This window comes from Acinetobacter sp. 1125_18A, from assembly GCF_052824985.1.
Window position 1 is genome coordinate 259,139 of sequence record NZ_VTDG01000005.1, and the last position, 18,715, is coordinate 277,853.

Here is an 18,715-nt window from a genome sequence, read left to right on the forward strand (position 1 = left end):
ACTTTTAATTTTTGACGTTTTTTGAGGAACGTGTCTATGGCGCAACGTATCAGTGAAGTGGTAAGAAACACCAACGAAACTAAAATTCGAGTTCGTGTGAATCTTGATGGTACTGGTCAAGGCACGCTCAATACAGGTGTTCCCTTTTTAGACCATATGGTTGATCAAATCAAGCGTCATGGTTTATTTGACATCGATATTCATTGTGATGGCGACTTAGAAATCGATGATCACCATACTGTAGAAGACTGTGGAATCACACTAGGCCAAGCATTTGCGCAAGCACTCGGTGATAAAAAAGGCTTAAAACGTTATGGTCATTTCTATGCACCACTTGATGAAGCTTTAAGCCGTGTCGTGGTTGATTTATCAGGTCGTCCAGGTTTATGGATGGATATCCCATTTACACGTGCCCGTATCGGCAGTTTTGATGTGGATTTATTTTCCGAGTTTTTCCAAGGCTTTGTAAATCACGCTTTAATGACTTTGCACATTGACAATTTAAAAGGCAAAAATAGCCATCACCAAATTGAAAGTGTTTTTAAAGCATTTGCACGTGCGCTTCGCATGGCGTGTGAAGTTGATCCGCGTGCAGAAAATACTGTTGCATCGACGAAAGGAACCTTGTAATGACCCGTATTGCCCTTCTTGACTATGGCATGGGAAATCTTCATTCAGCAGCCAAAGCACTCGAACATGTTGGCGCAACTGTAGATGTCACAAATGATCCAAAATTAATCGCTCAGGCAGATAAAATTGTATTTCCCGGTGTAGGGGCAATGCGTGATTGTATGCAGGGGATGCATGAAGCAGGTATTGATGAGGTTGTGCGCCATGCTGCGTTTAATAAACCGGTACTTGCCATTTGTGTCGGCATGCAAGCTTTGCTTGAATCATCAGAGGAAAATACGGGTACTCAAGCGCTGGGTATTTTTGAAGGTGTGGTAAAACATTTTCCAGATATGGACGGCTTAAAAGTCCCTCATATGGGCTGGAACCAAGTCCATCAAGCAGATCCAAATCATCCGATGTGGAAAGATATTGATCAAGATAGTCGTTTTTACTTTGTACATAGCTATTATGTCGAACCCAAAGACCCGTCTCTTGTTGCTGCAACATGTGATTATGGCTTGCAGTTCTGTACGGCTATTCATAAAGAAAATTTATTTGCGACACAGTTCCATCCTGAAAAGAGCCATACAGCAGGTTTACAGTTACTGAAAAACTTTGTGGAATGGAAAATCTGATTCATTCAGGTCAATTTCATCCCGATTTATATCTCTAAAAATCAAGTCAATTGCAGTTGGCTTGATTTTTTTATTTTATTTGGACTTTATTTTTTATCGTCTGTTTATTATGATTCAACCAAATTGAATAAAAATCCAACAATTGATTTTAAAAATTGATTTAAAAACCTTAATTCATTCTAGGAACATAACAATGTCTTCTAATTTTCAAACCCATGATTCAGCTTTAAGTGCCAGTGGCCGTTTTGGTCGATTATCCTATTTAGGCTGGAATATGCTGTTGGGTCTATCCATGTTTGTACTGGGTATTATCGCTGCATTATTCATCCCTGCTTTAAGTAACTCACCTTCAAATACGCTCATCTTTATACTCGGCGCAGTTGCGATTATTATTTATATCGCGGTAATCTACTTCAGTTTTATTTTTACAATCCGTCGCTTACATGACAAAAACCAAAGTGGCTGGTTATCTCTTCTTATGCTTTTACCTTTGGTGAATTTATTCTTTTTTGTTTATTTAAGCTGTGCAAAAGGAGATGCTGGGACAAATAACTATGGCGCACCTCGAATTACTCGTGGTTGGGAAAAAGTATTGGCTTGGATTTATATTGTGATCTTCCCAATCAGTATTCTAATCCTTGCAGTTACAGCAATCCCAGCATATCAAAATTACCTTGACCAAGCGCAACAATTTCAGCAATATCAACAACAAATCAATCAATCTGAATAAATCAGCCGAAATAACCACCCTATTTTTATAAGGTGGTTATTTTACTCTTTGGTGACAAAACCACCTTCTAATGGCTCAACACTAATTTTAATATCTGCCTTTAAATTTAAAGCTGCATAACGGTCTTTAATTTCGTTGATCAATTGTTCCATGGTGACATGGCTTAAATCCAATTCAGACTCAGCATATGCTTTGGTCACCAGATCTGCTTTATCTTGCTGTTTAGATTCCATATTCCAGCGTTCAGTCATCCCAACTAAACGCGCCAATTCAATTAAGCTTTGCGCACTCGACGGTGTTGAGTTTTGCAACCATTTGGTCATGGTTCCTTTTGAAGTTTCCAGTACGTTAACAATATCACTGGCTTTTATATTTTTATCCTGAATTAATTGCTTTAAACGCTTGGCGCCTTCTATAAAAAGATCATCATCTTTTTCAACCATACAATTTATTCCTGTGTTTTTGACCCACAAAACTATCATCTTTTATTCAAAGTTTGTTATAACACAATATGGTTAATATTTTTAATGCTTAAACTGGTCGACTAAAATTTGTGAGCTTAAATTTGTGAATATTCAAACTCAGCAACTTCCTAGTAAAGAACAAATTCAGAGCTTTCCCCGTTTTCAAAATTTGCCTTTGAGTAACATTGTTGTAGTCAATAGCTTGCAACAATGCCAAGCGATTGAAGCAGAATTAAAAACGGCGCACATGTTTGGTTTCGATACTGAGTCCAAACCTACCTTTAATAAAGGTGAAATTCAAACTGGCCCACATCTTATTCAATTGGCGACATTTGAAAAAGCCTATTTATTTCAAGTTTCCCCAGATATTTTGGCTTTTCTAGCGACCTTTTTTGAAAATCCTGATCAGATTAAAGTTGGTTTTGGCTTAAAAAATGATGCACATTTATTCCGTAAAAAAGGCATGCAACTCAACAGTGTCATCGAACTTTCAAAATGCTTTTCGAGTTTTGGCTTCAATAATCCTTTAGGAATTAAAAATGCTATGGCATTGCTATTCCAAGTCAATTTCCCTAAAAGTAAATCTATTAGCACCTCAAATTGGGCACGTAAAATCCTCACAACACCACAAATTGAATATGCTGCAGCCGATGCCTATGCCGCACTCTTAATTTTCGAAGCCTTACTGGATTTAGACTTAATACCTGACACGATTGCACATACTCAGCTTAAATTGAGCATTCGCGTCAATAAAAGCCGAAACTGACACTTAGAAATTGATCAAGTTTTTGCTAAGATGAAGATCAATAAATTCTTCATTGAGATTAAGCAAGGAGCGAAAGCATGCTGATCATCCCGGCAATTGACCTGAAAGATGGTAAATGTGTTCGTTTAAAACAAGGTCGTATGGAAGACGATACCGTATTTTCTGATGATCCTGTTGCAACAGCACAGCATTGGGTAAATGAAGGCGCTCGTCGTTTGCATTTGGTTGATTTGAATGGGGCTTTTGCTGGAACACCAATTCATAAACCTGTCGTTGAAGCAATTGCAAAAGCACAGCCTGAACTGCCAATCCAGATTGGCGGTGGTATTCGCTCTTTAGAAACAATCGAACATTATTTAGATGCGGGCGTTTCTTTTGTCATCATCGGCACCAAAGCAGTTCAAAATCCTGAATTTGTTGAAGAAGCCTGTAAGAAGTTTGCGGGACACATTATTGTCGGTATTGATGCGATCAATGGTATGGTTGCAACTGATGGCTGGGCAAATGTCACTGATGTAAAAGCCACTGATCTTGCAAAACGTTTTGCGGATGCCGGTGTGTCTAGCATTGTTTATACCGATATCGCACGTGATGGTATGATGCAGGGTGTCAATGTTGAACAGACGGTAAACCTTGCGCAATACTCAGGTCTTCCAGTGATCGCCTCAGGCGGTGTAACCAATCTGGATGATGTGCGTAATTTAAAAGGTAAACCGGGTATTTTAGGTGCGATCACAGGACGTGCAATTTACGAAGGCACATTAAACCTACGTGAAGCGCAGCTGTTATTGGATGAACAAGGCTTTTAAGTTCCCAGTATAGATTGGATTAAAAAAGAGAACCGAGCTGTTCTCTTTTTTATGTGTTAAAGAAGGTATTTAAATCACTACATCCAGATTTAAACCAATGTATTTTCAAAATGTTGCATTTCAATTTTACTTGCTAAAAAGGGCTTCATTGCCGTAAACCACTGTTTAAACTCATCTGTTTTCATAAAAACATCTGTATGGGTTTTAAGATCAATCCAGTGAATTTGTAGTATGTATTTTTGATTGTCTTCTATACCACGGATTAATTTAAATTTTTCACAACCTTGGGCATTCCGGAAGGTGTCTGATAATTCATAAAATTTCTTTTCAAAAGCCATTTGTTGACCATCAACAATATGAAATAAAGCCTGTTCGATCACCATGATTTATTTCTCTTTATCAAAATTTTAATTCAATATGCTAGCACGACTGCATGACAATTGAGTGATTTAAATACCCGATTACTCAGCTTAACATCTGCACAATACTGTGCTTTCGCGTAAAATAGCCCTGCTCTTCTACATTACTTTATTTTATGTCTTCCTCTCCCCTCGCTTTATTTTTAAAGTCCAGAACGCCTCAAATTGCACTGATCCTGATGACCATGATTTGGGGTGGTACATTTGTCATTGTACATTATGCCCTAAACTATAGTTCCCCTATGTTTTTTGTCGGTTGTCGTTTTGCTGCAGCGACCATTGCTGTTGGATTACTGTCTTATAAATATCTAAAAGGTATCAATTTAAAAGAGCTCATCGCAGGTGCGCTGATTGGTGGCATGATTGCCACAGGTTATGGCTCGCAAACTGTCGGTATGCAAACCATCAGCAGTAGTGAGTCTGCATTTTTAACAGCATTATATGTGCCCCTTGTACCGATTCTTATCTGGGTGATTTTTCGCAAAAGACCACATATCATGACTTGGCTCGGTGTTTTACTGGCGTTTATCGGTTTAATTTTTTTGACAGGAAATGGTTTTCATCACATTGATTTAAATACGGGGCAAATCATTACATTAGTTGGCTCATTTGCAATTGCTATGGAGATTATTCTCATCGGGCATTTTGCAGGGAAGGTCAATATTCAGCGTGTAACGGTGATTCAGCTTGCTTTTGCTTCATTGATTTCATTTGCCAGTATGCCTTTTGTCGGTGAGCTGGATATTCCAGCCTTTTCGTGGCAATTGGTGATGCTTGCTGTTGGACTGGGCTTAACCAGTGCTTTATTACAATTGACGATGAATTGGGCACAACGCTCTGTCGATCCTTCTCAAGCTGCCGTGATTTATGCTGGCGAACCAGTTTGGGCAGCTTTATTTGGAAGAATTGCAGGTGAACGCTTACCTTTGCTGGCTCTTTTTGGTGGTTTACTTGTGGTATTGGGGGTGATCATCAGTGAATGGAGACCCAAATTTTTATACACACGACAGCTTAAAGAAAATTCAACTGAGATAGAAAAACAGCGTTCTTAATTAGAACGCTGTTTTCACTAAAATTACGCTTTGATCAAGCTGTATTGCTCGGGAACAAGATCCATCAAGGGTGATTTATTCAGTTATATCGGTAAGGCTTGATCATCATTCAGCGCAATAATGCCTCGAATGGCGCGATAGACAATCCATATCCAAGAAATAAATAAGGTAGCAGCACAAAAAATCGTAGCACCCACGGCAACACCAGCAAAGGCATTGACATTATCCATGGTGAAAAATAGAAAAATAAACGGAATAAATGCAATTACCGTCCAGACTAAATACCACCAAAAAGTGCGAATTTGCCATCTAAAATGACTTTCGAAAATCGTACCACCAACCGAATTCAATTTTACATAATTGATAATCAATGCAATGATTGCAAGAATTCCCGCAGAAAAAATTGCAACAATATAAAGGATATATAAAATTAAAGTCAGAGATTTACTATTATTTGGATCAACATAATTATTCATTGTAAGCCCTTTTAAATTTGCTAACGCCCGTTTAAATCTTAAACATATTCAAAGGCGAAATTAACCATAAAATCAATAAAATATTAAAGAATATGGTACACAAATAAATCTTTTTAAAGGGTTGTTTTTGTGTTTTATGTCGTAAGCGTTGCTGTGCTAACCAAGCTGCAGGCCAACCACCTAAAAAAGCTAAAATATGCAGGGTATTTTCAGGAACACGACGCTGATTGCTCTGCGCAGCTTCTTTATCTTGTGCATAAAACCAATAGGTCATCACATTGATAATACTGACAAAAAGAATAAACATACCATTGAGCAAACCGCTTATGGTCAAAATTGCCAAAGCAATAATATAAACAGCGCACAAAATTTGCATCGGCTGTAATTTAGCCTGCTTTGCTGCATGCAACTGCTTGGCTTTAGCCGCTTGCTGGCTTGTGACTTTCGCCATTTGTGTGGCTTTTAAATATGTGACTTGTTTTGCTTTATAACGCCCTTGGCCGTCTAATTGCACCACATATTCAAGGGCACAGCCCACGATTGGGCGTGGCCCTTTTTGTGCAAAATCTTTGATGTGTAAAAATACGCGATCTTTTACACCATCATTTGGTTGAATAAAGCCATAGCCTTTATCATCGAACCATTCAACTAAACGACCTTGATCACGCATTTTATTTCCCACAAAAAGCTATTAAGCAGTCACGAACTTTAATCTTTCAATCAACATATTACGCATTTCTTGCGGATTTTTCTGCAAAATATCATCACCTGTGCGTGCTTCAGCGGCATTCATCTGAGCGATTTGTAAACGCATCATCCAAAAGCGACCTGCGGCCATCGCCAAATATAACTCTAAACAAGCTCTTTCATCTTCAGTCAGGGGACGAATCGAGGTATATGCATTTAAGAAAGCCGTTGCTTTGGCTTCGTTCAAGCGAACACTCGGATATTCTGTGCAAAAGTCATTTAAGGTAATCGCAATATCAAAAAGTAATTCATCTTGATTCATTTCATAAAAATCTAGAATGCCTTTTAACTCATCGCCTTCAAACAAAGTATTGTCACGGAACAAATCTGAATGAATAAAACCTTTAGGTCGATTTGGATACATCATGGTCAGTGCTTCATATAAACCTAAAAGGTTATTCAGCAAAGCGCTATCCGCCACATCCAAAGTCGGTTTAATTTGTTGAGCAACGTTATACCAATAGGCATGATCACGCGCCATTTGACGCTGTAATGGGAAGTCTTGTAACGCCACATGCATTTTGGCCTGTGCTACAGCAATTTGCTCAACTTGAGCGATTGTAGAAGGCATCGGATGTTTACCTGACATCCGTGGCGCAATTTGTGCAGGCTTGTCTTTTAAGCTATGAATCGACTGACCACTGTGTTTTAACGGGACAGGAACTGCCAAACCTTGTTGACCCAAGTGTTCTAAGACAGGAATTAATTCCCCTGCTGCTTGTGCATCCATATTTTCAAATAATGTTAATACAAACTGTGTTCCATCAGCACAAATGATAAAATAGTTGGTATTTTGCACACCGCCTTGAATTGGTTTAAGTTCAACCACCTCTAATCCATAAGGTGCTGCAAAGTGTTGAACTTCTTTTAAACTCAAAGTGGTATAAACCGACATAGAAAACCTGCGAAAAAACTTACATAAGTTTGATAGAATAACCGCTTCGACTATCGAGGTGTAGCACCTAAGTCACGAACTTTCATAATCGCCTGTTATTTTTGGAAAAAATTATGCTCGCTAAACGTATTATTCCTTGCCTGGACGTAGATAATGGTCGTGTGGTGAAAGGTGTCCAGTTTCTGGATATCCGTGATGCAGGAGATCCTGTAGAAGTTGCCCGTCGTTATAATGAGCAAGGTGCAGATGAAATCACCTTTTTAGACATTACCGCAACATCAAATGGCCGAGATACCACTTACCGTACTGTTGAACGTATGGCTGAAAGTGTGTTTGTTCCACTTACAGTCGGTGGCGGTGTTCGTAAAGTTGAAGATATTCGTTTGTTATTAAATGCAGGCGCAGATAAAGTCAGCATCAACTCTGCTGCGGTATTTAATCCTGAGTTCGTTCAAGAAGCGTCTCAGCGCTTTGGTGCACAATGTATTGTTGTGGCAATCGATGCGAAAAGAACCGGTGAAAATAAATGGGAAATTTTCACCCATGGTGGTCGTAAACCGACAGGCATAGATGCGATTGAATGGGCAGTCAAAATGGCAGAATTCGGTGCAGGTGAATTATTGGTTACCTCTATGGATGCAGATGGGACGAAAGCGGGTTATGACATTGGTCTAATGCGTCAAATCAATGATCGTGTCACCATTCCGACCATTGCATCAGGCGGTGTGGGTAATTTACAACATTTAGCAGATGGTATTTTAAAAGGTGGTGCCGATGCTGTATTGGCAGCCTCGATATTCCATTTTGGTCAATACTCTATTCCTGAAGCGAAACAATACCTTGCTGAACAAGGGATTGAAATGCGCCTCTAATTGATTGTGAGCGCACATATATAGAAGAATGTTATTTTGGCATTCTTTTATATATGCAATTGATTTAGCCTGATTCAAATAGCAAAAATTAAAATACCGAGAATTAAAACACCAAGATAAAACTGATAAACAATCCATATGATTTTAAATAGCTCCTCATAGCTCATTTTATACAAAGTACCAAGCCTTAAACTCAATAGGCCTAGTTCATCAATCAAAAAACGATCATTTAGAGTGAATCATATTGGTATTGAAAGTCCCTTCTCCTTTTGGGAGAAGGCTAGGATGAGGGGGCTTTTTATTGATTTATAGTTTTAAAAAAATTTCAAAGAAGCCTACTGCCATCAAAAATTGAATAAATGATTAATTTCGAACCACTTTAGCAATACTTTTATATGAAAAAAAATCATGGTTATTGGGATTACTTATTCTGGTTATTTCCTTTAATCTTATAGTGAAAATTTCATAAAAATAAGTGCGAGTCATTATGGATTTAATAAAAATAATACGGAAACTCAAGCAAATCATCCGCTATAAATACCATTATTCCAGTTCCTATCATGCATTTAAAATGTCTGAATCAATGCATACTTACCACCGTGCAACCAGTTATGAACATCTGGCGCTTAACCAGCGTGACCCTCTTGATTTAGATCAGCGATTAAATGAAAAAATCCAAAAATATCAACGCAACGCGATTTGGTATTTTTTACATTCAGCACTTAAAGGATATAGCACGGCACAATATAAATTGGGCATGATTTACCTACAAGGCCAACTCGGCCTATCACCAGATAAAAAGAATGCATACAAATGGTTGTTGCTTGCTGCAAATCAAGGTCATCTCGAAGCACAACACCAACTTTATCGGCTTTATTTACAATAAAAAACCAGCTCGAAAGCTGGTTTTTTGATCTACCAAATTAGTGATTAACCACCAATTTTTTTGTATTTGGTACGTTTTTGCACAGCAGCATCACCCAAACGCGCTAAACGATATGCTTCATATTCAGCATAGTTGCCTTCGTAGAATTCTGGCTGTTCATTTTCAAACGACAAGATATGTGTAGCAATACGGTCAAGGAACCAACGGTCATGCGATACCACCATGACAGTACCAGGGAATACAAGAATTGCATCCTCTAGTGCACGTAAAGTTTCAATATCCAAGTCGTTTGATGGCTCATCCAGTAAGATTACGTTGGCGCCCATCTGAAGGATCTTCGCAAGTTGTAAACGGTTACGTTCACCACCTGACAATTCACCAACACGTTTTTGCTGATCTTGACCTTTAAAGTTAAAGCGACCGATATAGGCACGAGATGCAATCTCGTATTCGCCAATTCTTAAGATATCTAAACCGCCAGAAACTTCTTCCCAAACTGTTTTATTGTTATCTAAAGTGTCACGAATCTGACCAACATAAGCAACTTTTACAGACTCACCCAATACAACTGTACCGGTATCAGGTTGCTGTTCGCCTGTCATCATACGGAATAAAGTGGTTTTACCTGCACCGTTTGGACCAACGATACCAACAATCGCAGTTGGTGGCACTGTGAACGATAAGTTTTCATAAAGTAGACGGCCATCAAACGATTTGCTGATGCCTTCAACTTCTACAACCTTATTCCCTAGGCGTGGACCAGGTGGAATATAGATTTCAGAGGTTTCATTACGTTGTTGGAACTCACGTGAGTTAAGCTCTTCAAAGCGCTCCATACGTGCTTTGTTTTTCTTTTGCTGACCTTTAGCATTTGAACGAACCCATTCCAATTCTTTTTTCAATGCTTTAGCAAAAGATTCTTCTTGTTTATTTTCCTGCTCTAAACGTGCATTCTTTTGTTCCAACCAAGAAGAATAGTTACCTTGGTAAGGAATACCATGTCCACGGTCAAGCTCAAGAATCCACTCTGCAACGTTATCCAAGAAATAACGGTCATGGGTAATCGCAACGATTGTACCAGCAAAGTCTTTTAAGAAACGCTCTAACCAAGATACAGATTCTGCATCCAAATGGTTAGTCGGTTCGTCCAGCAATAACATGTCTGGTTTAGACAATAACAAACGACACAATGCTACACGACGACGTTCACCACCTGAAAGTAAGCTTACGTCAGAATCCCATGCTGGAAGATTCAATGCTGCTGCAGCTTGATCCATTTGGTTGCTAAGGTTGTGTGCATCCCAAGCATGGATAATTGCTTCTAATTTCTCTTGCTCTTTTGCAAGTGCATCAAAGTCAGCATCTTCAGCTGCATATTCAGCAAAAACTTCATCTAAACGTGCCAATGCATCTAATGGTTCACGTAAACCATCTTCAACGTTTCCACGTACATCTTTATTTGGATCTAATGGTGGTTCTTGCTCTAGATAACCGATTTTAATACCTGGTTGCGCACGAGCTTCACCTGAGAAATCTTTATCTACGCCAGCCATAATACGGAGTAGGGTAGATTTACCTGCACCGTTTAAACCAAGTACACCAATTTTTGCACCTGGGAAAAATGATAAAGAGATGTCTTTTAGGATTTCGCGCTTAGGCGGAACCATCTTCGACACACGGTTCATCGTGTAAATATATTGGGCCACGTAGGACTCCTCTATAATGAATAGAAATTCGCAAAATGCGAATAAATAAATACCGTCAATTATACGCTGAATTTATCTATTTTTGTTCAGATTTGTCCAATTGATTGAGATATTTTAAAAGCATCAAGAAAACATTTTTCCACACCAATACAAGTAATCAAATCGCGACCTCACACATGATCACGAACAAAAATTCGGCTGATACTGATATACAAATTGCGTCTTAGTTTGAGTTGAACTTGGTGCATTGTAGTTTGACAATGTTTTCAAAGCAGAAAAACTAATGGCAGCACGTTGTACAACCTTATTGGTGTAATTTGCATTTGGGTCTTGGTACTTAAACGAGACTTCAACTACAGCAGGTTTTAATCCTGCATAAGGTGCTTGGGTATACCATAAACTCATATCTACCTCTGCATCAAACTCGCCTAAATCAATGCTGACCCCACGATAACTTCGTTCATAAAGGGTGAGTCCACCTACAGGGGATAACAGCTGATTATCACTGATGGCAAAGGTTTCTTTAAATTTTGGAAAATGCGTATGGATGTCTAAAAACTTATTGATTGTCCGTGTATTTGCCACTGTGGTGGATTTACTGGACCCCACCAAAAACCCTTGTGTTGCTGTTTGCGTGATATCATCTTCAAGCTTAGTTTTGGCTCCTGCAGTCGAGCTACTCAAATCGGAAAAATCAGACAGATAATGATCATAGCTTCTAAATTTAAGCGTCACTTCAGATGCTCCGTTTTCAATCCGTTCTCGAAAGCTATAGCCCATATTATTGAGTAGGCAACTGCTGGGTGAATCATAAAAACGTATTTGGCGTTGCTTGTCTAAGATCATCGTTCCTGAAACTGTACGGTTAATTTGCTGGGCAATAACCGTTTTGGCTTGTTGCATATAGCTATTTACGTTGGCGGACTCATTGGCATAGCTAAATTTGTCTGGCTGTAACAACAACTTATATTCACGTGATGTCACTTGCGGTACAGCCCAAGCAGTTGCAGTCATTAAACTCGTTAAAACGGTGAGAATGGCTATTTTTTTCATTGAGGAACCTATTATTTTTAAATGATGCTGATAGAAAAGCCGCCTCTTGGGCGGCTGTTGTTATGCAATTATTGGCCTTTTAAATTCAATTTATCCATGATGTACAAGGTATTGATATCAATACGTGTCCGTGCCGCATCCAGATACTTTGGCTCCATACCTTTGGCATTATTCCAAAGCCCCATATCGTCATCATTTAAAATCCCAAGTGTCGTACTATTGATCAACCACAGACCTTCCATTTTATCATGTGGATATTTAACCGCTTTCCCCATATCCAGTACCAATGTTTTAGGTGCTGGAAAAATATTAAATGCTTTTAAACCGTCCCAGCCTTTATCCAATTGGTATTCTTCTAAGGTCTTGCCCGCAATGGTTAAACCGAGCTTTTCGTCTTGTTTGACATCATTTTGTGTTTGAATATCTTCTAAATTGGTGGCTTTGCTTAAATCAATACGATAGACATTTTTCATCACATTGGGCGTATCTTTATAAAACAATCCATCACGTTCTAAAACCAGAAATTGTGTTGCACTGAGGGCAATAATGGCAGAGTTTGAATTTTCAGCTATCTCTTGCTGATATAAATATTGTGCGACTTTTCCTGTTTCAAGATTAATCGTCACAATACGCGTCAATGTTGATTTATTGACATTTTTATTTGGTAAACTCATGGTCGATTGCATAATCCCAACCAAAGTTTTTTGGTCTGGGCTAATGGTTAAGCCTTCCATCCCTCGATTGGCACGGCGATAGCTAAACTCATTTGGCAAAGTCCAATTGTTGCGTTTATCAGCCTTAAATGGGGTGATACGCCCTATTTCTTTACCATTGGCATCATAATGCACAATATGTGGTCCATATTCATCGCTGACCCAGAACGTACCATCGTTAAGTGCAGTGATCCCTTCACTATCCAAACCATAATCATCCAGTCTAATTGGATTATTCACCACATCGTAAGGCTTGGTTGGATCTACAGTAATCACTTTCCCATTAACATCATACGGTGTTTCCCCTGTGCCGCCTAAAGCTGAAGTATTGGGTAATCCCGTGATGTCTTTTCCATCGCGATCTTTTAAATTGATGGTTTTAATTAATTTCACAGTGCCATTGTCTTGAACTTCAAATAAACCAATTTTCGGCACATAGTCTGGAATGGCAAAAACCTTACCTGCGCCATATAATTTATCAGTAAAGTCTGCATTTGGCCCCCGATCGGTCAATGCATAGAATTGCTTTTTATTGCTTGGATGCGCAGCAACATCAGAACCAAAACCACCCTGACGAATATCAAATGTGCTATCAATGGTCGTACCATTCGCAGGGTATCGTCCCAATACATTAAACGGTAATGCTACACCTTGCGCAAACAAATTGGGCTTACAACTGTTTTCTGTTTTAGTGATTTCACTGGCTTCAAGTTTGCCATTGCCATTGCGATCTAAACCGCTCTGAATACGTGTTCCCCCCATTACACAGGCTTCATCACCAAATGCCAATGTTATATTTTGGGTTAAGGTCTTCTGTGTTGTTGAATCTTGATCATCATCAGAACATGCGGTCAAACCCAGTAAACTACAGAGGACTAAAGTTAAAGTGCTTTTATGGCGGGTCAGTTTATTTATTGCTGCTTTTTTCATTGTGTTTTTAATAACTGAATTTATAGAATTTGTTATGCTAATTTCAGCAAATGACACCACAATGACAGCTCACAAACTCAGCGATATTCGGTCTGTTTTTCCTCGTCGAAACTCAATTTATCTCGGGCTGCATTGTTGGCTTTATCTGTTTTTATGATTTTAAAATATATAAACCCTTGTTTACTTCATATATTTATTTGTTACACTCTATTGAAATTTAATAAAAAGTTGACGGAAGAACATGACATATAAAGACGAAACTCTTGCCATACATGCAGGCTATGAACCAGAAGCAACCACTAAAGCGGTAGCCGTTCCAATTTATCAGACCACCTCTTATGCCTTTGATAATACCCAACATGGTGCGGATCTATTTGACCTCAAAGTTCAGGGTAATATTTATACGCGGATCATGAATCCAACGACCGCTGTGCTTGAGCAACGTCTGAGTGCGCTTGAAGGCGGTATTGGTGCTTTAGCATTGGCTTCGGGTATGTCTGCGATCACCTATTCTATCCAGACCATTGCAGAAGCGGGTGACAATATTGCATCGGTTTCAACACTCTATGGTGGAACATATAATTTATTTGCCCACACTTTGCCAAAACAAGGCATTGAAGTGCGTTTCTTTGATTACCAAGATCCTGAAGCATTGCGCGGCTTAATTGATGAAAAAACCAAATTGGTTTTCGTTGAGTCGATTGGCAATCCGCTGGGTAATATTATTGACCTAGATGCCATTGCTAAAATCGCACATGAATATGGTGTACCCGTGATTGTGGATAATACTGTTGCAACACCTGCCCTACTGAAACCTTTTGAACATGGTGCAGATATCGTGGTGCATTCATTGACCAAGTATATTGGCGGTCATGGTAATTCGATTGGTGGAGCGATTGTCGATAGCGGTAAATTCCCTTGGGGCAAATATCCCGATCGCTTCAAAGTCTTAAACACCCCAGATCCAAGTTATCATGGGGTGAACTATGTAGAAGCTTTGGGTGCTGCGGCATATATCGCCCGTGCACGTGTTGTTCCATTAAGAAATACAGGCGCAGCAATCAGCCCGCTCAGCGTATTCTTAATTTTACAAGGCTTAGAAACACTGAATTTGCGTATGGAACGCCATACTGAAAATGCACAAAAAGTTGCTGAATATTTACAGGCACACCCAAAAGTAAAATGGGTCAACTATGCTGGTTTAAAAGATCATCCACAACATGCTTTGGCACAAAAGTACGTCAAAGGTAAACCGTCTGCAATTCTGTCTTTTGGTGTTGACGATGGTCGTGAAGGTGGCACCCGTTTTATCGATGCATTACAGCTGTTTACGCGTCTGGTGAATATTGGTGATGCAAAAAGTTTAGCCTGTCATCCAGCAACTACCACGCATCGTCAACTGAATGAAACAGAGCTAAAAGCAGCAGGCGTGAGTATTGATATGGTGCGTTTATCTGTGGGGATTGAACATATTGATGACTTGATTGCAGACTTAGAACAAGCACTTGCTCAAGTGTAATTTTCTTTTTGTGATCTTAAATTTTCAAATAAAAAGACCTGAATAATTCAGGTCTTTTTATTTATAAATTCAATTACTTACCTTGAACTTTTTGTTCAATCTCTTCAACACTGGTATGTCGCGCATCAAAACCTTTTGCCATATAAATGACTTGTTCTGAGATATTACGGGCATGGTCACCAATTCGCTCGAGTGAACGCAATACCCACATCACATTGATGACACGACTAATATGACGTGGATCTTCGATCATATAGGTCATCAGTGTACGCGTCGCGGATTGATATTCACGGTCAATATCGGCATCGGCCAACAAAACTTTTAATGCTTGTTCTGCATCCACACGCGCAAAAGCATCTAAAGCATCATGAATCATGACACGCACTTGATTGCCAATATGCCGTGTTTCCATATAGCCACGCGGCGATTCGCCCTCTTCACATAAAGTCTGTGCAATACGGGCAATTTTTGCAGCTTCATCACCAATACGCTCTAAATCGGTATTGGCTTTACTCATGGCAATCACCATACGTAAGTCAATTGCAGCTGGATGACGACGCGCCAAAATCAAAGTCAGTGCTTCATCAATTTCTCGTTCATAACGATTAACTGTATTGTCTTGAAATTGAACATCAATCGCCATATTGGCATTAGTATCCAATAACGCATGCACTGCATTTGCGACTTGTTGTTCTACCAAACCGCCCATGGTCATAAATTTGGTATTCACATCCTGTAAGTCCTCATTAAATTGAGAAGATATATGATGGTTTAATACAGGATTACTTGGGCTCAAGGTCAGATGCTCCACACGCAACAAAAACTATTTTTATGGGTTAATATTAAAGCATATTCATTATGAATGTTTTATGACAAGTATTTTTCTTTCAAATGAATTTCTCAATATCGCTCATTTCACTTCTGATCAAAGCAATTTAGAGTAAAGATACTACTACAATTTGCTGAATTTACATATGTCACTTTTCTGTAAACATCCATTTATCGCAAATCCACGATGCTGTACTCAGATTAATTTTTACAGATCTTAAACCAGACACATGACTCAGTTTCTTGCAAAAAGTAACGTTTCATTATCACAAAACTACAAAATATTTCATTTATTTAGCCTCGATTCAGCGACAATGGCATCGAACAAAACTGAGCTTCTTTTAAATGCTGGTCGAATGAAATTTCCTCGCAATATCCTTCATTTTCTCATTTCAGGCATACTCGTTATCTTGAGTTGCATGGTGGTTATCGCGTGTCAAAAACCCACAACCGACATTGTCAAAGAATCCAAAGAAGCGCCGCAAAAAGAAAATCCAATTCCTGATTTAACCCAAATTTGCCAAAATCTCAAAAATGAGATGCTGGCAATCAATGCAAAAAGAACCACGCTTGCGATAGAACAAGTCAATCAAGATATTCGTATGTGTTTACCTTTGATGAAACCCGCGGAACAAATGGAATTGATGCATCAGTCGAAACGTATGTATCAACAATTTTTACAGATTGAGCGCACGTCAGAACAACAGCAAGCATTTGAAAACTATGCTTTAGATCAAGCTGCATACCCCACTATTCAACAGAGTAAATTTGAACAACTTAATCTACGTGACCAATATTTATTACGTCACAAAGGCCAAGCTTATATTGAGCTGAGCGAACAAACAGATGATAAAATTGTCTATCGGAGAAGCCCGCAATATTTAGCCAAAGTTTTCGCCCCATATCTGACTGCACCTGAACAAGTTTTTATCGAAAATCTTGCAGAACAAAATACCCAACCGCTTTTTAAAAACCATAAACCCGATATTGATGCTGAAGAAATTGCAAAAAGAGCTAAGTTTTGGCAAGAATATCTACAAACTTATCCCACTAGCCCTTTTTTACATGATGCACAGTTCTTAAAAAATGCATATAGCAGTCTATTGTTTTTAGGCACTGAAGAAGCGCCTATTTCGATTACATTTGAAAATCAAACTGATATTGATGCAGCCAGCTGGTTGGTGATTGAACGCTTAGCAAAATCCAATGATGGTGAGCTTTCAGCTCAGGCCAAGAAGTTTGTTCATTTTTTAGCGATGAGCAAAGAGCAAAGACAGCAAAAAATTCAAATTAGTGAAAAAGAACGCACTAAACTGGAAAATATCCCCCAATTATTGGCGCTGTCCCAGCTCAATCAATATCTAAATTTAAGCCCGATCGACTTTAAGCATGTTAAAAAAGATTGCTTTAGTGATGCGATTTGTTCTAACAGTTAGATGTTATTTTAGCTCAATTTTTATTATCCTTGTGGCATTCAAAAATACACAACAACAGTCATACTATGAAAGCTTTAAAACAACATCTATCACTCACAACACTCTGCCTGTGTACCCTATTCAGCGCTTGCCAAAAGCACGAGAACAATCAAACAATTGAGACAACTAAAGCAGCTTCTAAAGCGACTCAGACCAGTACAGCTGAAATACCAGCACTTCCACAAGACTGTAACGAGATAGATACAAGCATCAAAAAATTAGAAAAAACGGTCATCGTTGAAGATTTAAATGACCTCAATCAATTACTAAAAAAATGCCTCGCATCTGCACCGTTAAAAACACGTTATCAATGGCAAGCAAAAATTGAAAACATTTATCAAAAACTCATCGCGGATGCCTCACCTGAAGTCTTTCAATATATGACCGATACACTTGCAGACGGTCAGTCTATGACAGCTCAACAAAAACAAGAACTGTATAAAAAGTTAAAACCGCGTGAGAAATATTTAGTTGATCATGCAAAGGACTTATATTTAGTAAAATTTTATATCGGTGAAGGTGAATACACCTTTGTACAGCATCCACAATATGATCTGGATATTTTTGCCCCCTATTTAGAAAAATCAGATCAGGTTTACTTTAAACAGATCCGTAAAGAGTATACAGGTGCCAACTATATTATGGATGCAGGGCTAGCAATTAGTTTTGATGAAGTGGCCAATCGACTGTTATATTGGGAAAAATTCAATAAAGACTACCCCAACAACCATTTTAAACCTCAAGTCGTAGAGAACATTGAACAATACCGTAGTGCACTTTTTCAAGGCGAGGACAACACCCGCACGCTCTGGTTCGATGACGATAAAATTGCAGATGAACAAGCAATCAAAGCGATTGAAAAAATTGCAAAAAGTAAAACTGCAAGTAGCCAAATTGCACAGAAATTTGTGAATTTAATCAATACAAGTGAAACGCTTTGGCAACAAATGCCAAAACCATCTAGACAGTATCCTGAAGATAACTCACCTGAGCAGCAAGAGATCCGGGCACAACGTGAAGCATTTGAACAAAAAATTAGAAAATCTGTCGAGGAAATTCTGGCTCAAAAAAATAATTGAAATTGATATCTGTATGCCAGCATATTTTTAATGAGAACATGCTAAGATT

The 18,715-nt window shown here is 38.7% G+C and carries 20 protein-coding genes; 11 read left to right on the plus strand and 9 right to left on the minus strand.

Features of this window, described 5'->3' with window-relative positions; translation table 11 throughout:
• The first annotated feature begins 36 nt into the window (after window positions 1-36).
• The 3 genes from hisB (at window position 37) to FY049_RS11505 (ending at window position 1,977) form a co-directional block, all read left to right on the plus strand.
• Window positions 37-630, plus strand: coding sequence for an imidazoleglycerol-phosphate dehydratase HisB (gene hisB, locus FY049_RS11495; RefSeq protein ID WP_004725347.1), 594 nt, complete (start codon window positions 37-39; stop codon window positions 628-630).
• Window positions 630-1,247: an imidazole glycerol phosphate synthase subunit HisH gene (gene hisH, locus FY049_RS11500; RefSeq protein ID WP_224964388.1), complete on the plus strand. Its 618-nt coding sequence runs from the start codon at window positions 630-632 to the stop codon at window positions 1,245-1,247. The genes hisB and hisH overlap by 1 nt, the downstream gene beginning before the upstream one ends.
• Window positions 1,248-1,440: 193 nt before the next feature.
• Window positions 1,441-1,977, plus strand: coding sequence for a DUF805 domain-containing protein (locus tag FY049_RS11505; RefSeq protein WP_151956307.1), 537 nt, complete (start codon window positions 1,441-1,443; stop codon window positions 1,975-1,977).
• Window positions 1,978-2,018: 41 nt separating this feature from the next.
• On the opposite strand, the gene FY049_RS11510 is transcribed toward FY049_RS11505, so the two are convergent.
• Entirely contained in the window at window positions 2,019-2,420 is a 402-nt protein-coding gene (locus FY049_RS11510) for a transcriptional regulator (RefSeq protein WP_004725342.1), read from the minus strand.
• 124 nt (window positions 2,421-2,544) lie between these two features.
• Here FY049_RS11510 and FY049_RS11515 point away from each other — a divergent pair, with 124 nt between their 5' ends.
• Together FY049_RS11515 and hisA are read left to right on the plus strand one after the other, a co-directional pair.
• Complete coding sequence (locus tag FY049_RS11515) at window positions 2,545-3,207, plus strand: 3'-5' exonuclease (protein ID WP_224964389.1); 663 nt, start codon at window positions 2,545-2,547, stop codon at window positions 3,205-3,207.
• Window positions 3,208-3,284: 77 nt separating this feature from the next.
• Window positions 3,285-4,016, plus strand: coding sequence for a 1-(5-phosphoribosyl)-5-[(5-phosphoribosylamino)methylideneamino]imidazole-4-carboxamide isomerase (gene hisA, locus FY049_RS11520; protein ID WP_004725338.1), 732 nt, complete (start codon window positions 3,285-3,287; stop codon window positions 4,014-4,016).
• A gap of 89 nt (window positions 4,017-4,105) precedes the next feature.
• Here the strand turns inward: hisA and FY049_RS11525 are convergent, their stop codons facing one another.
• Complete coding sequence (locus tag FY049_RS11525; RefSeq protein WP_004725336.1) at window positions 4,106-4,399, minus strand: antibiotic biosynthesis monooxygenase family protein; 294 nt, start codon at window positions 4,397-4,399, stop codon at window positions 4,106-4,108.
• 152 nt (window positions 4,400-4,551) lie between these two features.
• Between FY049_RS11525 and FY049_RS11530 the strand changes: the two genes are divergently transcribed.
• The gene (locus tag FY049_RS11530) at window positions 4,552-5,487 is read left to right on the plus strand and encodes a DMT family transporter (RefSeq protein ID WP_004725334.1); all 936 of its coding nucleotides are present in this window, start codon (window positions 4,552-4,554) and stop codon (window positions 5,485-5,487) included.
• Between the two features lie 83 nt (window positions 5,488-5,570).
• On the opposite strand, the gene FY049_RS11535 is transcribed toward FY049_RS11530, so the two are convergent.
• The 3 genes from FY049_RS11535 to FY049_RS11545 are packed head-to-tail and all read right to left on the minus strand — an operon-like array spanning window position 5,571 to window position 7,605.
• Window positions 5,571-5,963, minus strand: coding sequence for a DUF4870 family protein (locus FY049_RS11535; protein ID WP_224964390.1), 393 nt, complete (start codon window positions 5,961-5,963; stop codon window positions 5,571-5,573).
• 31 nt (window positions 5,964-5,994) lie between these two features.
• Window positions 5,995-6,633, minus strand: coding sequence for a DUF1294 domain-containing protein (locus FY049_RS11540; protein WP_004816587.1), 639 nt, complete (start codon window positions 6,631-6,633; stop codon window positions 5,995-5,997).
• 21 nt (window positions 6,634-6,654) lie between these two features.
• Window positions 6,655-7,605, minus strand: coding sequence for a homoserine kinase (locus FY049_RS11545; RefSeq protein WP_224964391.1), 951 nt, complete (start codon window positions 7,603-7,605; stop codon window positions 6,655-6,657).
• Between the two features lie 113 nt (window positions 7,606-7,718).
• On the opposite strand from FY049_RS11545, the gene hisF reads away from it, so the two are divergent.
• Window positions 7,719-8,477 carry an imidazole glycerol phosphate synthase subunit HisF gene (hisF, locus tag FY049_RS11550; protein ID WP_004725324.1) on the plus strand — a complete coding sequence of 253 codons (759 nt, stop codon included), beginning with the start codon at window positions 7,719-7,721 and terminating at the stop codon, window positions 8,475-8,477.
• Window positions 8,478-9,048: 571 nt separating this feature from the next.
• Window positions 9,049-9,363: a tetratricopeptide repeat protein gene (locus tag FY049_RS11555; protein WP_224964392.1), complete on the plus strand. Its 315-nt coding sequence runs from the start codon at window positions 9,049-9,051 to the stop codon at window positions 9,361-9,363.
• 44 nt (window positions 9,364-9,407) lie between these two features.
• On the opposite strand, the gene ettA is transcribed toward FY049_RS11555, so the two are convergent.
• The 3 genes from ettA to FY049_RS11570 all read right to left on the minus strand — a co-directional run bounded on the left by ettA (window position 9,408) and on the right by FY049_RS11570 (window position 13,765).
• Complete coding sequence (gene ettA, locus FY049_RS11560; protein WP_004816581.1) at window positions 9,408-11,069, minus strand: energy-dependent translational throttle protein EttA; 1,662 nt, start codon at window positions 11,067-11,069, stop codon at window positions 9,408-9,410.
• Between the two features lie 180 nt (window positions 11,070-11,249).
• On the minus strand, window positions 11,250-12,122 hold the full coding sequence (locus tag FY049_RS11565; RefSeq protein WP_154129415.1) for a hypothetical protein: 873 nt from the start codon (window positions 12,120-12,122) through the stop codon (window positions 11,250-11,252).
• Window positions 12,123-12,190: 68 nt separating this feature from the next.
• Window positions 12,191-13,765 (minus strand): esterase-like activity of phytase family protein, encoded by a 1,575-nt coding sequence (locus FY049_RS11570; protein ID WP_224964393.1) that lies wholly within the window; start codon window positions 13,763-13,765, stop codon window positions 12,191-12,193.
• Between the two features lie 241 nt (window positions 13,766-14,006).
• Here FY049_RS11570 and FY049_RS11575 point away from each other — a divergent pair, with 241 nt between their 5' ends.
• Window positions 14,007-15,284: an O-acetylhomoserine aminocarboxypropyltransferase/cysteine synthase family protein gene (locus tag FY049_RS11575; protein ID WP_224964394.1), complete on the plus strand. Its 1,278-nt coding sequence runs from the start codon at window positions 14,007-14,009 to the stop codon at window positions 15,282-15,284.
• A gap of 73 nt (window positions 15,285-15,357) precedes the next feature.
• On the opposite strand, the gene phoU is transcribed toward FY049_RS11575, so the two are convergent.
• Window positions 15,358-16,080, minus strand: coding sequence for a phosphate signaling complex protein PhoU (phoU, locus tag FY049_RS11580; RefSeq protein WP_004725313.1), 723 nt, complete (start codon window positions 16,078-16,080; stop codon window positions 15,358-15,360).
• A gap of 388 nt (window positions 16,081-16,468) precedes the next feature.
• Between phoU and FY049_RS11585 the strand changes: the two genes are divergently transcribed.
• Together FY049_RS11585 and FY049_RS11590 are read left to right on the plus strand one after the other, a co-directional pair.
• Window positions 16,469-17,548: a hypothetical protein gene (locus FY049_RS11585; protein WP_446083743.1), complete on the plus strand. Its 1,080-nt coding sequence runs from the start codon at window positions 16,469-16,471 to the stop codon at window positions 17,546-17,548.
• Between the two features lie 65 nt (window positions 17,549-17,613).
• Entirely contained in the window at window positions 17,614-18,666 is a 1,053-nt protein-coding gene (locus FY049_RS11590) for a hypothetical protein (protein ID WP_056517568.1), read from the plus strand.
• Window positions 18,667-18,715 lie beyond the last annotated feature (49 nt).

Excerpts from the sequence above, each read along its gene's own strand:
- FY049_RS11585 (WP_446083743.1), top strand. The coding sequence starts at position 16,469 with ATGAAATTTCCTCGCAATATCCTTCATTTTCTCATTTCAGGCATACTC.
- FY049_RS11570 (WP_224964393.1), bottom strand. The coding sequence starts at position 13,765 with ATGAAAAAAGCAGCAATAAATAAACTGACCCGCCATAAAAGCACTTTA.
- FY049_RS11505 (WP_151956307.1), top strand. The coding sequence starts at position 1,441 with ATGTCTTCTAATTTTCAAACCCATGATTCAGCTTTAAGTGCCAGTGGC.
- hisH (WP_224964388.1), top strand. The coding sequence starts at position 630 with ATGACCCGTATTGCCCTTCTTGACTATGGCATGGGAAATCTTCATTCA.
- FY049_RS11540 (WP_004816587.1), bottom strand. The coding sequence starts at position 6,633 with ATGCGTGATCAAGGTCGTTTAGTTGAATGGTTCGATGATAAAGGCTAT.
- FY049_RS11530 (WP_004725334.1), top strand. The coding sequence starts at position 4,552 with ATGTCTTCCTCTCCCCTCGCTTTATTTTTAAAGTCCAGAACGCCTCAA.
- FY049_RS11535 (WP_224964390.1), bottom strand. The coding sequence starts at position 5,963 with ATGAATAATTATGTTGATCCAAATAATAGTAAATCTCTGACTTTAATT.
- hisB (WP_004725347.1), top strand. The coding sequence starts at position 37 with ATGGCGCAACGTATCAGTGAAGTGGTAAGAAACACCAACGAAACTAAA.
- FY049_RS11555 (WP_224964392.1), top strand. The coding sequence starts at position 9,049 with ATGTCTGAATCAATGCATACTTACCACCGTGCAACCAGTTATGAACAT.
- FY049_RS11590 (WP_056517568.1), top strand. The coding sequence starts at position 17,614 with ATGAAAGCTTTAAAACAACATCTATCACTCACAACACTCTGCCTGTGT.
- FY049_RS11575 (WP_224964394.1), top strand. The coding sequence starts at position 14,007 with ATGACATATAAAGACGAAACTCTTGCCATACATGCAGGCTATGAACCA.
- FY049_RS11525 (WP_004725336.1), bottom strand. The coding sequence starts at position 4,399 with ATGGTGATCGAACAGGCTTTATTTCATATTGTTGATGGTCAACAAATG.
- FY049_RS11510 (WP_004725342.1), bottom strand. The coding sequence starts at position 2,420 with ATGGTTGAAAAAGATGATGATCTTTTTATAGAAGGCGCCAAGCGTTTA.
- FY049_RS11545 (WP_224964391.1), bottom strand. The coding sequence starts at position 7,605 with ATGTCGGTTTATACCACTTTGAGTTTAAAAGAAGTTCAACACTTTGCA.
- FY049_RS11565 (WP_154129415.1), bottom strand. The coding sequence starts at position 12,122 with ATGAAAAAAATAGCCATTCTCACCGTTTTAACGAGTTTAATGACTGCA.
- hisA (WP_004725338.1), top strand. The coding sequence starts at position 3,285 with ATGCTGATCATCCCGGCAATTGACCTGAAAGATGGTAAATGTGTTCGT.
- hisF (WP_004725324.1), top strand. The coding sequence starts at position 7,719 with ATGCTCGCTAAACGTATTATTCCTTGCCTGGACGTAGATAATGGTCGT.